The sequence below is a fragment of the Streptomyces sp. NPDC006655 genome (genome assembly GCF_040703965.1).
In the GTDB taxonomy this organism is placed as follows: Bacteria; Actinomycetota; Actinomycetes; order Streptomycetales; family Streptomycetaceae; genus Streptomyces.
Map to the genome: position 1 here is coordinate 1 of NZ_JBEYJU010000153.1, position 13,179 is coordinate 13,179.

Consider the following 13,179-nt stretch of genomic DNA (forward strand, 5'->3'; position numbering starts at 1 on the left):
CGCGGCGTCGCGACGCCGCGGAGATCCATCAGAAGGGCCCTAGGGGTTGTGCGGCTCCTCGAACAGGGCGCTCACGGATTCACCGTTGTGGATCCGGCGTACCGCCTCCGCCAGCGCCGGGGCGATGGACAGGATGCGCAGTTTGCCGGTGTGCTCCTCGACGGGCACCGGCACCGTGTTGGTGCAGACGATCTCCAGCACGTCGGGCTGCTCGCTCAGCCGCTTCAGGGCACCCGCCGCGAACAACCCGTGCGTGCAGGCGATCCGGATCGACCGCGGCGGACCCAGCTCCCTGATCCGCTCCAGGAGTTCGACGACCGTGCTGCCCTTGGCGATCTCGTCGTCGAGGACGATGACGTCCCGGTCCGCGACCTCGCCGATCACCGAGCTGATGACGACCCGGTCGTCGGCGTACCGCTGCTTGGCGCCGGCCGCCACCTGGGCACCGATCAACCGGGCGAAGGCGGCGGCCTCCTTGGCGTTGCCGAGGTCGGGCGAGACGACGGTGGTGCGGCTGAGGTCGTACCGCCTGAAGTGCGCCGCCAGCTCCCGCAGCGCGTGCAGATGGTCGACCGGCACCGAGAAGAAGCCGTGCACCTGAGGGGCGTGCAGGGTCATGGCGAGCACCCGGCTCGCGCCCGCGGCCACCATCAGGTCGGCGACCAGCCGGCCGCCGAGGGAGATGCGCGGGGCGTCCTTCTTGTCGGAGCGGGCGTAGGAGTAGTGCGGCATGACGACGGTGATCCGGCCGGCCGAGGCGCCCCGGGCGGCGTCGCACATCAGCAGCAGCTCGACCAGGTGCTCCTGCACCGGGCGGACCAGGGGCTGGATCAGGAAGACGTCCCGCTCCCGGCAGTTGGCCTGGAGCTGCACCTCCAGACAGTCGTTGGCGAACCTGCTGACCCTGGTCGGACTGAGCGGCACCCCGAGGTGCGCGCAGACCTCCTCGGCCAGTCCGGGGTGGGCGCTGCCGCTGAAGACGGCGATGTCTCGCACGATCCGCTCCTCGCATGACCGGTACGGGCTACGGCCTCATGCTACGGACCGTGCAGCTCTCACCACGGCACGGGTGAGCCGTCCCAGGAGAAGAACCCGCCGGTGGGACCGTCGTCGGGCAGCAGCGCCAGGTGTACGGCCCCACGGGCGCCCTCCGCCGCGTCGCCGCCGCGGGCCGCGAGACCGGGGACCAGGTCGGTGGCCCGCGCTCCCGGGGCCAGGGCGTTGACCAGGATCCCGTCCGCCGCCAGTTCCTGCGCGTACAGCACGGTCAGCGCGTTCAGGGCGGCCTTGGACGAGCGGTAGGCGGCGGACCTGGGGCTGCCGTGGGCGAACTGCGGATTGGGGTGGGTGCTCCAGGCGAGGGACGCCGTCCCGCTGGAGACGTTCACCACGCGCGGGTGGGCGGAGCGGCGCAGGGCGGGCAGAAAGGCGTTGGTGGCCGCGACGACGCCGAAGACGTTGGTCTCGTAGGTCCGCCGGAAGTCCGCGACCCCGGTCTCACCGGGCGGGCCGACCACCGGCTGGACGCCCGCGTTGTTGACCAGGACGTCGAGGTGCCCGACACCGGCGGCGGCGCGCTCGACGCTGCCGGGATCGGTGACGTCGAGGACGAGCAGCCGGGCGCCGTCGCCGATCTCGGCGACGGCCCGCTCACCGCGGCCGGCGTCCCGGGAACCGACGAGGACGTCGAAGCCCTCGGCGACGAGGAGCCGGGCCACCTGGAAGCCGATGCCCTTGTTGGCACCGGTGACGAGTGCTGTGCGATCGTTCATGGCAGCCACGGTTCCCCGGCCGTGTCCGCCGTGCCAGGGACCACCTGTACCAGGCGGACCCGGGAGGCTGTGGTATGGCGAGGCAGGAACTGGCCCGCTTCCTGCGGGAGCGACGGGCGGGGCTGCGCCCGCAGACGGTGGGGCTGCCGACGGGGACCGTCCCCCGCCGTACCCCCGGGCTGCGGCGCGAGGAGGTAGCCGACCTGGCCCACATCTCGGTCGACTACTACACCCGCCTCGAACAGGCCCGCGGGCCCCGCCCCTCCCCGCGCGTCCTGGACGCCCTGGCCGGGGCCCTGCGGCTGACCCCCGCCGAGCGCAGCCACCTCTTCCGGCTGGCCGGGGCGGCCGCGCCGCCGGCCGGCACCACGGCGGCACGGCGGGTGCGCCCGCACGTCGGCCGGCTGCTGGAGCGGCTGCCCGGCACGGCGGCGATCGTCACCGACGCGGCCTACGGGCTGGTGGCCTGGAACCCCCTCGCCCAGCTGCTGCTCGGCGGGGACCTGGGGCACGGCACGACCAACCTCGCACGGCGCCGCTTCCTCGGCCAGGGGCGGATGCCGGTGAGCTCCACCGCGGAGGAGTTCGGGCACGTGGTGGTGGCCCGGCTGCGGCGGGCCGCCGAGCGGTATCCCGACGACCCGCGACTCGCCCGCCTGCTGCGCGAGTTGCGCGCGGGCAGCGAGGAGTTCCGGGAGATCTGGGTCACCCATCCGGTGCACGCGCCGGGCCACCGCACCAAGACCCTGGACCATCCGGAGCTGGGGCCGTTGCGCCTGAACTGCGACGTCCTGCTGGTTCCCGAGGACGACCAGGAGGTCGTCCTCGTCACGGCGGACCCGGGTTCCGCCTCCGCCCGCCGGATCGCCGAACTGGCGGCGCGCGCCGGGGTGCGGTGAGGCCCGCCGGTCACTTCACGATCACGCGTGTACCAGTACGGCCTCAGCTGTCTCAATCGGCCGACAACACGGTCTGGCACGGCATTTGGCGGGCAAGCGTGTCCTTGGAAAGGAGGACCGTCACATGGCGAGTTCCACCAAGGAGAGCAAGGCGAGCTCCACGAAGGAGACTCCCGTCGGCGCCGGGCCCCGGCGCATGCCCGGCTGGGCGAAAGTGCTCACCGCGTTCGTGCTGGTGCTCGTGGTGCTGTTCGCCGGGATCAAACTGGCGGTACTGCCGGGCATCAAGGACCTGTTCGGCACGGAGACCCGCGACAACACGGGCCCGGCGCTCCTCAAATCCATCCAGGACATGAGCCGTTACGACGCAGCCTCCGGGAACTTCCAGGTCGTCGTGGACCTGGAGAAGGACGCGAAGTACCTGCCCAGCGCGATCCGCGGCACCCGCACCCTGTACGTCGGCGCGGGCACCGTCGACGCCTACGTCGACCTCGGGAGGCTCGGCCAGAAGGACGTGACGGTCAACGGCGACCGCACCGAGGCCACCATCCGGCTGCCGCACGCGCAGCTCGGCAAGGCCGCCCTGGACGCCGACCACTCCTACGCCGTCTCCAAGCAGCGCGGGCTGCTGGACCGGCTCGGCGACCTGTTCTCGGACAACCCCAACAGCGAACAGGCGGTGCAGAAGCTCGCGGTGAAGCACATCTCGGCGGCGGCGAAGGACAGCGGCCTGACCAAGCGGGCCGAGACCAACACCACCGGCATGCTGGAGGGTCTGCTGCACTCGCTCGGGTTCACGGAGGTGCATGTGTCCTACGGGACGGTGTGACCGTGCCTCCGCTGCCGTCGGTTCAGCCGCCCAGCACCCCCGGCAGGGCCAGCGCGCCGAGGGCGGCCGTGCCGACGAGCAGCCAGGCCACGTAGTCCCCGATGTGCCCGGACTGCAGCCGGCGCAGCGGCAGCAGCCGGTCCGGGGCCGTGAGCAGGCCGGGGCGGGCGATCGCGACGGCGGCGAGGCCCACGGCGAGGAGGGCGGAGAGACAGCCCAGCAGCACCCCGGCCGTCGTCCAGTGGACGGCGGCCGGGGTGCCGCCCGTTCCGGCCGCGGCGACGGCACGGGAGACCGCCTCGGGGAAGCCGGGGGCGACACCGACGGCGAGGCCACCGGCCAGCAGGACGGCGGGTACCAGAACCATGGTGGCCGGGATCCGGTCCAGTCTGCCGTCCGTCTCGGGCTCCTCGCCCACCCCGGTGGTCTCGTACGCCGCGCTCTTGGGCGGCCGGGAACCGAGGCCGAGGAAGACCCGGGCGGCGACCCGCAGCACCGCGCCGGCCGTCACCGCCGACACGCACACGAACAGCACCGTGAGCGGGCCGCCGACCGCCTCCTCGGAGACCGCCTTGCCGATCCCGGTGCCGAACGGCGGCAGGCCCGCGAGGGCCAGCCCGCCGACGGTGAACAGGACGCCCACCAGGCGCAGGTCGCGGCCCCGGCCGTGCAGCGCGCGTTCGTCCACGTTGCCGTAGCGGTCCAGGAGGATGCCCGTGCAGGCGAACAGGGCGGCCTTCACCCCCGCGTGGCCGAGGATGTAGAGCGCCGCCCCGTCGTCGCCCTCGGGGGTGAGGACGCCCAGGGCGACGAGGAACAGCCCGGTGTGGGCGATGGTGGAGTTGGCCAGCAGCCGTTTGATGTGCCGCTGGTGCCAGCACATGACCGCGCCGACCACGGCCGTGAGCACCCCGAGGACGACCAGGGCCCGCTCCAGGTCGGCCGCCGGGATACCGCCGGGTCCGGCGAAGATCGTGCCGTAGACCCGCCACACGCCGTAGGCGCCGAGTTCCACCATCACCCCGGAGAGCAGCATGCACACCGGGGTGGGGGCGACGGCGTGGGCGTCGGAGAGCCAGAGGTGGAAGGGGGCGGCGGCGGCCTTGGTCAGCAGCGCGGTCAGCACCAGGACGAACGCGGCGAGGACCAGCGCGTCGGGTCGGCCGTGCGCGTCCAGGCCGCGGCCGATCTTCGACATGCCCAGTTGGCCGGTGCGGGCGTACAGCAGTGCGATACCCGTCAGCATCGCGTACGCGCCGAGGGAGTTGACCACGCCGAAGGTCAGCGCGCCCTGCACCGCCTTCGCCTCGTCGATGCGGTAGCCGGTCAGCGCGTAGGCGACCACGCTCATCAGCTCGAAGAACACGAACATGTTGAACAGGTCGCCGGCGATGGCGAACCCGCACATGCCGGCCTGGAAGGCCAGCATCAGCGCGGGGTAGGAGCCGGCGTGGCCGCGTGGCGGTTCCTCGAAGTAGTGCCAGGAGTACACCAGGGCGGCGAGGGTCAGCAGGGAGACGAGGGCGGCCATGCCGAGGGCCGGGCCGTCCCCGACTACCACGATCCCGACGCTCTCCCCGTGGACCGGGCTCCAGCCGCCCACCCACTCGGTCAGCGGGGGCGAGGAGTTCAGCAGCAGGACGAGGGCGAGGGCGCAGGTGGCCGCGCAGACCGCGCAGGCGAAGCTCTCGGCGACGACCCTGGGCAGCCGGCGGCCGGCGGCCACCAGCAGGGTGGCGCCGAGCAGCGGGCCGGCTGCGAGCAGCGGGAGCAGGTGGTGCATCAGCCGCGCAACTCCGTCAGTTCGTCCGGGTCGACCGTGCCGTGCCGCTTGGCGATCTGGAGGACGAGCGCGAGCAGCAGCGCGGTGACGGTCGCGCCCACGACCACGTCGGTGAGGGCGAGGGCCTGCACCACCGGGTCGACCAGCGGCCGGCTGCCCGGCTCGAGGTCGGAGAAGACGGGTGCGGTGCCGCCGTCGCGGTAGCCGACGGCGAGCAGCAGGACGTACGTCGAGGACTGGACGACGGCCAGGCAGCCGACGGCGTGGATCAGGTTCCGGCTGGTGGCCAGGCCGTAACAGCCCGTCAGGAAGATCCAGACGGCGACCAGGTAGGGGAAGACGTGCATCGCGGAGTGTGTCACTGCGGGCTCAACTCCCGTTCTCCTCCTCGATCTCGACGGCCTGGTCGAGGAAGCGGGCGAGCAGCACCACGACCGCGCTCGCCACCTCCATGCCGATGGCCGCGTTCAGCAGGGGGACCGTGCCGCCGGAGGACAGCGTGTTGAACGTGCCGTACGGCAGCAGGGTGTTGGCGAGGAACGCCGTGCCGGCCAGCACCCCGGCGAGGCCGAGGACCAGGTAGGAGCAGGCCGCCAGGGAGTCGGTGACCTCGAAGAGGCCGAGGGGGCGGACGCGTTCCAGGGCGCCGTAGTCGGCGCCCAGGTACATCAGGTGCAGCGCGGTCGCGGCGACGACCCCGCCCTGGAAGCCGCCGCCGGGGCTGAGCTGGCCGTGCGCGATGACGTACAGGCCGGTGACCAGGGCGACGGGCAGCACCAGCAGGGCGTACCGGCGTACCGGCGGGGCCACTTCGGTGGGCTCGGGGCGGCCTCGGTGCTCGTCCCGGTTCTGGCGCAGCAGGACCACGCAGCCGAGCACGGCGGCGAACAGGATGCTCATCTCGCCGAGGGTGTCGTAGGCGCGCTGGTCGAAGTTGACGGAGGAGACGACGTTGGCGGTGTGCCGGGCGAGGGCGGCACGGACGGCGCGGTCGCCGTAGGGGTGACGGGTGCCGCCGAAGCCGGGCAGGTCGAGGCAGGCGGCGACCAGCAGCGCCGCCAGGCCCGCCCCGCCGGTCGCCAGCACCCACATTCGGAAGGAGCGGCTCACTTCCCGCCTTCCTTCCCGCGCCGTCGCACCTTGCGCACCGACAGCATGATCAGCAGCGGGGTCAGCGCCGAGCCGACGGCGAGCTGGGAGAGGCCGACGTCGGGGGCCTGGAGCACGGTGAACACGACGCCGAGGAACAGTCCGAGCAGGGACAGCACCAGGGCCTGGCGGGCCGGGTCCCGGGTCGCCACGGCCGCGGTCGCCGCTCCCGCGGTGAGCAGCAGGGCCACGACGACGACCGCGTCAGCCACCGCGCACCCCCGGGAAGCCGCCGGACAGGGCCCGGGAGGCGACCACGTTCCCGCCGATCAGCAGCGCCCCGATCACCAGGAGTTTCACCATCGCCCGGCTCGGCCCGGCCGCCACGCACAGGGCGACCACGACGGCCGCGTCCACCCCGACCGTCGTCCAGGTCAGGCCCCAGGCAGCGGCCCGGTCGTCCGTCAGGTCGTCGGCGAGCAGCCGCGCGAAGACCAGGGTGCCGACCGGGCCCAGCAAGGCCAGCAGCAGGCCGAGATCGACGTAGGACGTACGGCCGTAGCCCTGGGCGAGCAGCAGCAGGCTCGCGCAGACCGCCGAGGTGGAGAGGTTCTGGGCGACCACGCGCCGGCTCAGCGGGCCGGTGGCCACGCCCCACAGGGCGGTGCCCGCGCCCCCGGCCAGCAGCACGGTCGCCGCCAGGATCCAGCCGTTCACCGCGGACCCACCGCTCGTCGGCCGGCCCGCGCGACCAGCGCGCCGATCGCCGCCGCACTCGCGCCGACGATCCGCTCCAGGGTGTCGACGGTACTGATGAACACCAGCCAGAGCAGGGCGAGAACGACCCACCACACCAGCAGTTCGGCCGCGGCGACGAGTGCCGTGCGCCTGGTCATACGCCGCCTCCTCGGTCGCCGTGCGGCGCGTTGTCCGATTCGTCGCTCTTCGCCGCTTGTGCATCCAAGCACCGCGACCGTCGCCGGGAGCGGCGGCACGCGGGAACGCACCCGGAGTGCCCAGGGAGCGCACCCGGAAACCAGCGGTCTGCTCCGGCCGCCGCCCGGGTCCGGGCATCGCTCGTCGTTTCGGGGGTAACTGGGCTACCACGCCGGAAGGTTGGGGAGAGTGGAGGACTGAATGGCCAGCGCCGCCTCGCGCCTGCGCATCACCAAGGGCGAGAGAACCGAGGAGACGAAGAGGGACCGGGACACCGGCACGAGGACGAGGCTGTTCAGCAGGGCCGCACGCGTCGTCGGCGGCCGCGGCGACCAGCCCGGCACCGCCCCGAAGAGGACCGGCTCCGCCGAGCCCGCGGACGCCGGGAGGAAGGGCCTGCGGGGCAGGCTGCGCTTCTCCGGGGCGGCAGGCGGCACCGCCGCGCCGGACCGCACGGCCGAACCGGCGGAAGTCCGCAGGAGGGGTCTCCTCGGCAGGCTGCGCGGCTCCGGTGCGGCGGGCGAGAAGGGTGCGGCCGGCAAGGCCGGCACCGAGCGCCGTCCGCTCCCCCTCCCGCTGCGCCTGCTGGCGATGGCCGTCGCCTTCGCCGCGATGGTGGCCTTCGCCGTCGTCCTGGCCGACCTGACCCTGGATCCGTCCCCGGCGTCCGTGTCGATCGCCCACACCAACCTGCATCCCGGGGCGACCCTCAAGCTCTACCTGGACCAGCCCGCGTTCCGTGACGCCGTCAAGCAGATCGGCGGGAACGTCCTGCTGGGTGTCCCGTTCGGGATCCTGGTGCCGGTGCTCGCCCCCGGCGCCCGGGGCGTGCTGCGGGTGCTGCTGCTCACCGCGATCGTGATGCTGCTGGTGGAGCTGGCGCAGGGCGCGCTGGTCACCGGGCGGGCGTTCGACGTGGACGACGTCATCCTCAACACCACCGGGGCGCTGGTCGGTTGGCTGCTGCTCGGCCGGCTGCTCGGCCGCGCGGTGCACGCGCGCAAGCGCAAGGCGTGACCACGGCCCCTCTCGACCGGTACCGGCGGCCACGGCCGCCGGTACCGGTCTGCACCAAAGGTATTGACGCCCCCTTATCTCACTCCTTAAATCAAGAGGCGATGCCTTCACCCCCACCTCGGAAGGACGACTTGTGGCCTCCCCCCCGCCTGCTCCGCAGATGTCTGTCCGCGGCACTGGTCGCGACGGCCGCCGTCGGGCCCGCACGGGCCGCGTCCGCGTCCGCCGACGCCGGCGCGGCCGCCGTGACCTTCTCCGACACCTTCGACGGGCCCGCCGGTTCGGCGGTCGACCCCTCGAAGTGGACGACGGAGACCGGCGACAACGTCAACAACCACGAACGCGAGTACTACACCTCGGGCACGCGCAACGCGGCCCTCGACGGCCAGGGGCATCTGGTCATCACGGCCAGGAAGGAGAATCCCGCCGACTACCAGTGCTGGTACGGCACCTGCCAGTACACCTCGGCCCGGCTGAACACCGCCGGGAAGTTCTCCGCCCGGTACGGACACGTCGAGGCCCGGATGAAGATCCCGCGCGGTCAGGGCATGTGGCCCGCGTTCTGGATGCTCGGCGACGACATCGGTTCGGTCGGCTGGCCGAACTCCGGTGAGATCGACGTGATGGAGAACGTCGGCTTCGAGCCCTCGACCGTGCACGGCACCATCCACGGCCCCGGCTACTCGGGCTCGAACGGCATAGGCGCGGCCTACTCGCTCCCATGGGGGTCCCCCCGCTCGAGCGAAGCCGAGAGTGGGGGAGGGCAGGCCTTCGCGGACGGCTTCCACACCTTCGCGGTCGACTGGGCACCCGGCTCGATCAAGTGGTCGGTCGACGGCACCGTCTACGAGACGCGCACACCGGCCGACGTGGGCGGCAACACCTGGGCGTTCGACAAGCCGTTCTTCCTGATCCTGAACCTCGCCGTGGGCGGCTACTGGCCGGGCGACCCGGACGGCTCCACGTCCTTCCCGGCCCAGCTGGTGGTGGACTCGGTGTCGGTGACCACCGGCGACACGGCGGCCGGCGTGGCGATCAGGGGCCTGGCCGGCAAGTGCGTGGACGTCGCCGGGGCGAACTCCGCCAACGGCACGCCCGTACAGCTCTACGACTGCAACGGCACCGCCGCCCAGCAGTGGACCGTGGGCTCGGACGGCACGATCCGCGCGCTCGGCAAGTGCCTGGACGTGACCAGTGGCGGCACCGCGGACGGCACCCCGGTCCAGCTCTACGACTGCAACGGCACGGCCGCCCAGAGGTGGGCCGTCAGCCCGGCGCACGACATCGTCAATCCGCAGGCGGACAAGTGCCTGGACGTCACCGGCAACGCCTCGGCCGACGGCACCCGGCTGCAGATCTGGACCTGCTCGGGCGGCGCCAACCAGAAGTGGACGCTCGGCTGAGGCCGTGCCTCAGCGGCGCGCCGGGCGGGGTGTCCAGGTGAACTTGTCCCCGCCCACCCAGCAGACCACGGCCGGGTCGTCCAGGTCGTGGACCGTGATGCCGTACGCCGCGGCGATCGACAACACCTCGGTGATGTCCCTCGCCTCCGCGACCACCTCGCCGTCGATCTCCACGATGCGGAAGGGCAAGGTCCCCGGCCTGCCGGTCATGACCCCGAGGACCAGGATCCGCGGCTGGGAGATGTAGGGGCTCGCTATCTCCGTCATGCAATCGAGGGTAGATCTCCCCGGGCGGAAGTGACCTGCCTGAGTCACGCTGGCGGTGGAGGTGGCCATGGACCCCGTCGAGGCGCTGGAACGGATCGCCTTCCTGCTGGAACGGGCGCTGGCCCCGACGTACCGGGTCCGCGCCTTCCGCACCGCCGCCCGGGTGCTGGCCGCGCTGCCCGCCGGGGAGGTCGCCGAGCGGGCGCGGGCCGGGACCCTGGAGACGCTCAAGGGCGTGGGCCCGAAGACGGCCCAGGTGGCGCGTGAGGCCCTGGCGGGAGACGTGCCCGGATATGTGCGCAAGCTTGAGGAAGCGGCGGGAGAGCCGCCGACGGGCCCCGGTTCCGGGTTGCGGGCGCTGCTGCGCGGCGACTGCCATCTGCACTCGGACTGGTCCGACGGGGGCAGCCCGATCGAGGAGATGGGGCGGACCGCGGCCGCGCTCGGCCACGAGTGGGCGGTGCTCACCGACCACTCCCCCCGGCTCACGGTGGCTCGCGGGCTGTCCCCCGAGCGCCTGCGCGAGCAGCTGGCGGTGGTGGCGGGGCTGAACACGGGCTGGGCGCCGTTCCGGCTGCTCACCGGCATCGAGTGCGACATCCTGGAAGACGGCTCGCTGGACCAGGAGCCGGAGCTGCTGGAGCGGCTGGACGTGGTCGTCGTGTCGGTCCACTCCAAGCTGCGGATGGACGCCCGCTCGATGACCCGCCGCATGGTGCGGGCCGTACGGGATCCGCACGCCGACGTCCTCGGGCACTGCACGGGCCGGCTGGTCACCGGGCGGGGGCGGCCCGAGTCGGAGTTCGACGCGGACGAGGTGTTCGCCGCGTGCGCCGAGTCCGGTACGGCCGTGGAGATCAACAGCCGCCCCGAACGCCTCGACCCGCCCCGGCGGTTGCTGCGCCGGGCGGTCGAGGCGGGGGTGCTGTTCTCCGTCGACACCGACGCGCACGCCCCGGGCCAGCTGGACTGGCAGATCCTCGGTTGCGCCCGGGCCGAGGAGTGCGGGGTGCCCGCCGACCGGGTGGTGACCACCTGGCCGGTCGGCGACCTGCTGGCCTGGACCCGGGAAGGACGCCCGCCGGCACGCGTGGCCGGCGCCTGACGCGGTACCCGCGTCCGTGGGGCAGTACGACAGGAAGGAGCACCGCGCGATGGACCGGGCGGCTGTGTTCGACGTCGACGGGACACTCGTCGACACCAACCACCTCCATGTGACGACCTGGTGGGAGGCCTTCAGACAGGCCGGCCACGACGTGACCATGCATGCCGTGCACCACTGCGTCGGGCTCGGCTCCGGGGATCTCGTCGCCAGGCTGCTGGGCGACGACCGCGACACGAGCCAGGACGACGCCCTCGACGCCGCCCACAAGGCGTTGTACGGGCAGTTCTTCGACCGGCTGGCGCCGCTGCCGGGCGCCGGTGAGCTGCTGCGGCGGCTGCACCGGGACGGCTGGAAGATCGTGCTGGCCACCTCGGCGAGCGGCCCCGAGCTGGCCGCGCTGCGCCGCGCGATCGACGCCGACGACGCGATCGCCGCGACCGCGAGCGCCGAGGACGTGGCGCGCGGCAAGCCGGCGCCGGAGCCCGTGGAGCGCGCCCTGGAGCTGGCCGGGGTACCGGCGGACCGGGCGGTGTTCGTCGGGGACACCGTCTGGGACATGCAGGCGGGCACCAAGGCGGGGGTGCGGTGCGTGGGTCTGCTGTGCGGCGGGATCCCCCGCTCGGACCTGGTGGCGGCCGGGGCGGAGGAGATCTACGCCGACCCCGCCGACCTGCTCGCCTCCCTGGCGGACAGTCCGTTCTCCGGTGGGTGACGCGGATCACGCGGGGCCCCGGAACAGCCGGGGGTAGTTGTCCGTTGAACCAGCCGTGGGTGCGGATGGGACAGTGTCCCCGGGCCTCACCTTCTGCCCACAGGGACGATCGTTCGGCTGAAGCCCTGTGGAGCGTCTCGCCGAGAGGCGACCGCCATCCGCGCCCACCACCTGGCCGCCCCGGCCGCGAATCCCCCGTCGCGGCCGGGGCTTTCCCTTGCCCGACGCGGGTCCGCCGGACGTTCGGGGCAGCTCCCGGCCCGGACGCTTGACTTCGAGCGCACTCCAATTCGTAGCGTCGGGGTCATGAGCACTACGACTCCGCAGCACAAGATCGGTTCCGGCTTCGACGCACAGAGCACGGCCGACGACGTCCTCGCGGGCCTGGACCTCCACGGCCGGCTCGCGATCGTCACCGGCGGCTACTCCGGGCTCGGCCTGGAGACCACCAAGGCCCTCACCAAGGCGGGCGCCCACGTCGTCGTGCCCGCGAGGCGCGCCGCGGCCGCCCGCGAGGCACTGGCCGGCCTGGAGCGCGTCGAGGTGGACGAGCTGGACCTCGGCGACCTGGACAGCGTGCGCGGCTTCGCCGAGCGTTTCCTGACCTCCGGCCGGCCCGTCGACTTCATGATCGACAACGCTGGGATCATGGCGTGCCCCGAGACCCGGGTCGGGCCCGGCTGGGAGGCCCAGTTCGCCACCAACCACCTCGGGCACTTCGCGCTCGTCAACCGGCTCTGGCCGGCCCTCGCGCCCGGCGGCGCCCGGGTCGTGTCGGTGTCCTCGCGCGCCCACCACTTCTCCGGGATCCGCTGGGACGACGTCCAGTGGGAGCGCGGCTACGACAAGTGGGAGGCGTACGGCCAGGCCAAGACGGCGAACGTGCTGTTCGCCGTGCACCTCGACCGGCTCGGCCGGGACTTCGGCGTACGGGCCTTCGCCCTGCACCCCGGCGGCATCCTGACCCCGCTCCAGCGGCACATCCCCCGCGAGGAGATGATCGAGCGCGGCTGGATCGACGAGCAGGGCACGGTGCTGAACCCGCAGGGGTTCAAGACGCCCGCGCAGGGTGCGGCCACCCAGACCTGGGCGGCCACCTCCCCGCAGCTGGAGGGCATGGGCGGGGTGTACCTGGAGGACTGCGACATCGCCGAGCCCGCCGTTTCGGGCGGGACGACCGGGGTGCAGCCCTGGGCCGTCGACCCGGACCAGGCCGCCCGGCTGTGGAACCTCTCGGCGGAGCTCACGGGCGTGAACGCGTTCGCCTGAGGCGGCGGGCGCCCGGCGGGGGGGGGGTGGGGGCCGGGGGGCCCGCGGACGCGGCCCTCACCAGCGGGGGGGGGTGAGGCGAATTTAGGATAAGTGAA

At 73.1% G+C, this 13,179-nt stretch carries 16 protein-coding genes; 7 read left to right on the forward strand and 9 right to left on the reverse strand.

The window, feature by feature from the left end; genetic code table 11:
* Positions 1-39 precede the first annotated feature (39 nt).
* On the reverse strand, positions 40-996 hold the full coding sequence (locus tag AB0958_RS41980) for a ribose-phosphate pyrophosphokinase (RefSeq protein ID WP_366895762.1): 957 nt from the start codon (positions 994-996) through the stop codon (positions 40-42).
* 59 nt (positions 997-1,055) lie between these two features.
* Positions 1,056-1,772: an SDR family oxidoreductase gene (locus AB0958_RS41985; RefSeq protein WP_366895763.1), complete on the reverse strand. Its 717-nt coding sequence runs from the start codon at positions 1,770-1,772 to the stop codon at positions 1,056-1,058.
* Positions 1,773-1,846: 74 nt separating this feature from the next.
* On the opposite strand from AB0958_RS41985, the gene AB0958_RS41990 reads away from it, so the two are divergent.
* Positions 1,847-2,671: a helix-turn-helix transcriptional regulator gene (locus tag AB0958_RS41990; protein ID WP_366895764.1), complete on the forward strand. Its 825-nt coding sequence runs from the start codon at positions 1,847-1,849 to the stop codon at positions 2,669-2,671.
* Between the two features lie 196 nt (positions 2,672-2,867).
* Positions 2,868-3,500 (forward strand): DUF4230 domain-containing protein, encoded by a 633-nt coding sequence (locus tag AB0958_RS41995; protein ID WP_366895776.1) that lies wholly within the window; start codon positions 2,868-2,870, stop codon positions 3,498-3,500.
* 22 nt (positions 3,501-3,522) lie between these two features.
* Here the strand turns inward: AB0958_RS41995 and AB0958_RS42000 are convergent, their stop codons facing one another.
* From AB0958_RS42000 to AB0958_RS42025, 6 genes are read right to left on the reverse strand one after another with little or no spacing between them, the layout of a single operon-like run.
* Positions 3,523-5,283, reverse strand: a complete 1,761-nt coding sequence (locus tag AB0958_RS42000) for a complex I subunit 5 family protein (protein WP_366895765.1) — start codon at positions 5,281-5,283, stop codon at positions 3,523-3,525.
* The gene (locus tag AB0958_RS42005; RefSeq protein WP_366895777.1) at positions 5,283-5,630 is read right to left on the reverse strand and encodes a sodium:proton antiporter; all 348 of its coding nucleotides are present in this window, start codon (positions 5,628-5,630) and stop codon (positions 5,283-5,285) included. Before AB0958_RS42005 ends, AB0958_RS42000 begins: the two co-directional genes overlap by 1 nt.
* 22 nt (positions 5,631-5,652) lie before the next feature.
* Complete coding sequence (locus tag AB0958_RS42010; protein ID WP_366895766.1) at positions 5,653-6,393, reverse strand: MnhB domain-containing protein; 741 nt, start codon at positions 6,391-6,393, stop codon at positions 5,653-5,655.
* Complete coding sequence (locus AB0958_RS42015; protein WP_366895767.1) at positions 6,390-6,644, reverse strand: hydrogenase subunit MbhD domain-containing protein; 255 nt, start codon at positions 6,642-6,644, stop codon at positions 6,390-6,392. Before AB0958_RS42015 ends, AB0958_RS42010 begins: the two co-directional genes overlap by 4 nt.
* Positions 6,637-7,089, reverse strand: coding sequence for a monovalent cation/H+ antiporter complex subunit F (locus AB0958_RS42020; protein WP_366895768.1), 453 nt, complete (start codon positions 7,087-7,089; stop codon positions 6,637-6,639). Before AB0958_RS42020 ends, AB0958_RS42015 begins: the two co-directional genes overlap by 8 nt.
* Positions 7,086-7,268, reverse strand: coding sequence for a hypothetical protein (locus AB0958_RS42025; protein WP_366895769.1), 183 nt, complete (start codon positions 7,266-7,268; stop codon positions 7,086-7,088). The genes AB0958_RS42020 and AB0958_RS42025 overlap by 4 nt, the downstream gene beginning before the upstream one ends.
* 538 nt (positions 7,269-7,806) lie before the next feature.
* Here AB0958_RS42025 and AB0958_RS42030 point away from each other — a divergent pair.
* A complete protein-coding gene (locus AB0958_RS42030; RefSeq protein ID WP_366895778.1) occupies positions 7,807-8,325 on the forward strand; it encodes a VanZ family protein in 519 nt (172 codons plus the stop codon).
* A gap of 131 nt (positions 8,326-8,456) precedes the next feature.
* Positions 8,457-9,728, forward strand: a complete 1,272-nt coding sequence (locus tag AB0958_RS42035) for a ricin-type beta-trefoil lectin domain protein (protein WP_366895770.1) — start codon at positions 8,457-8,459, stop codon at positions 9,726-9,728.
* A gap of 9 nt (positions 9,729-9,737) precedes the next feature.
* Here the strand turns inward: AB0958_RS42035 and AB0958_RS42040 are convergent, their stop codons facing one another.
* Positions 9,738-9,995, reverse strand: coding sequence for a hypothetical protein (locus tag AB0958_RS42040; RefSeq protein WP_366895771.1), 258 nt, complete (start codon positions 9,993-9,995; stop codon positions 9,738-9,740).
* 67 nt (positions 9,996-10,062) lie between these two features.
* Between AB0958_RS42040 and AB0958_RS42045 the strand changes: the two genes are divergently transcribed.
* The 3 genes from AB0958_RS42045 (at position 10,063) to AB0958_RS42055 (ending at position 13,081) form a co-directional block, all read left to right on the forward strand.
* Positions 10,063-11,100 carry a PHP domain-containing protein gene (locus AB0958_RS42045; RefSeq protein WP_366895773.1) on the forward strand — a complete coding sequence of 346 codons (1,038 nt, stop codon included), beginning with the start codon at positions 10,063-10,065 and terminating at the stop codon, positions 11,098-11,100.
* Between the two features lie 49 nt (positions 11,101-11,149).
* A complete protein-coding gene (locus AB0958_RS42050) occupies positions 11,150-11,812 on the forward strand; it encodes an HAD family hydrolase (RefSeq protein ID WP_366895774.1) in 663 nt (220 codons plus the stop codon).
* A 306-nt stretch (positions 11,813-12,118) separates the two neighbouring features.
* The gene (locus AB0958_RS42055; RefSeq protein WP_366895775.1) at positions 12,119-13,081 is read left to right on the forward strand and encodes an SDR family NAD(P)-dependent oxidoreductase; all 963 of its coding nucleotides are present in this window, start codon (positions 12,119-12,121) and stop codon (positions 13,079-13,081) included.
* Positions 13,082-13,179 lie beyond the last annotated feature (98 nt).

What these genes read in the sequence shown, in the direction of transcription:
- AB0958_RS42045 (WP_366895773.1), top strand. Translation starts at nt 10,063, where the DNA reads ATGGACCCCGTCGAGGCGCTGGAACGGATCGCCTTCCTGCTGGAACGG.
- AB0958_RS42000 (WP_366895765.1), bottom strand. Translation starts at nt 5,283, where the DNA reads ATGCACCACCTGCTCCCGCTGCTCGCAGCCGGCCCGCTGCTCGGCGCC.
- AB0958_RS42005 (WP_366895777.1), bottom strand. Translation starts at nt 5,630, where the DNA reads ATGCACGTCTTCCCCTACCTGGTCGCCGTCTGGATCTTCCTGACGGGC.
- AB0958_RS41990 (WP_366895764.1), top strand. Translation starts at nt 1,847, where the DNA reads ATGGCGAGGCAGGAACTGGCCCGCTTCCTGCGGGAGCGACGGGCGGGG.
- AB0958_RS42055 (WP_366895775.1), top strand. Translation starts at nt 12,119, where the DNA reads ATGAGCACTACGACTCCGCAGCACAAGATCGGTTCCGGCTTCGACGCA.
- AB0958_RS41985 (WP_366895763.1), bottom strand. Translation starts at nt 1,772, where the DNA reads ATGAACGATCGCACAGCACTCGTCACCGGTGCCAACAAGGGCATCGGC.
- AB0958_RS41995 (WP_366895776.1), top strand. Translation starts at nt 2,868, where the DNA reads ATGCCCGGCTGGGCGAAAGTGCTCACCGCGTTCGTGCTGGTGCTCGTG.
- AB0958_RS42025 (WP_366895769.1), bottom strand. Translation starts at nt 7,268, where the DNA reads ATGACCAGGCGCACGGCACTCGTCGCCGCGGCCGAACTGCTGGTGTGG.
- AB0958_RS42040 (WP_366895771.1), bottom strand. Translation starts at nt 9,995, where the DNA reads ATGACGGAGATAGCGAGCCCCTACATCTCCCAGCCGCGGATCCTGGTC.
- AB0958_RS42050 (WP_366895774.1), top strand. Translation starts at nt 11,150, where the DNA reads ATGGACCGGGCGGCTGTGTTCGACGTCGACGGGACACTCGTCGACACC.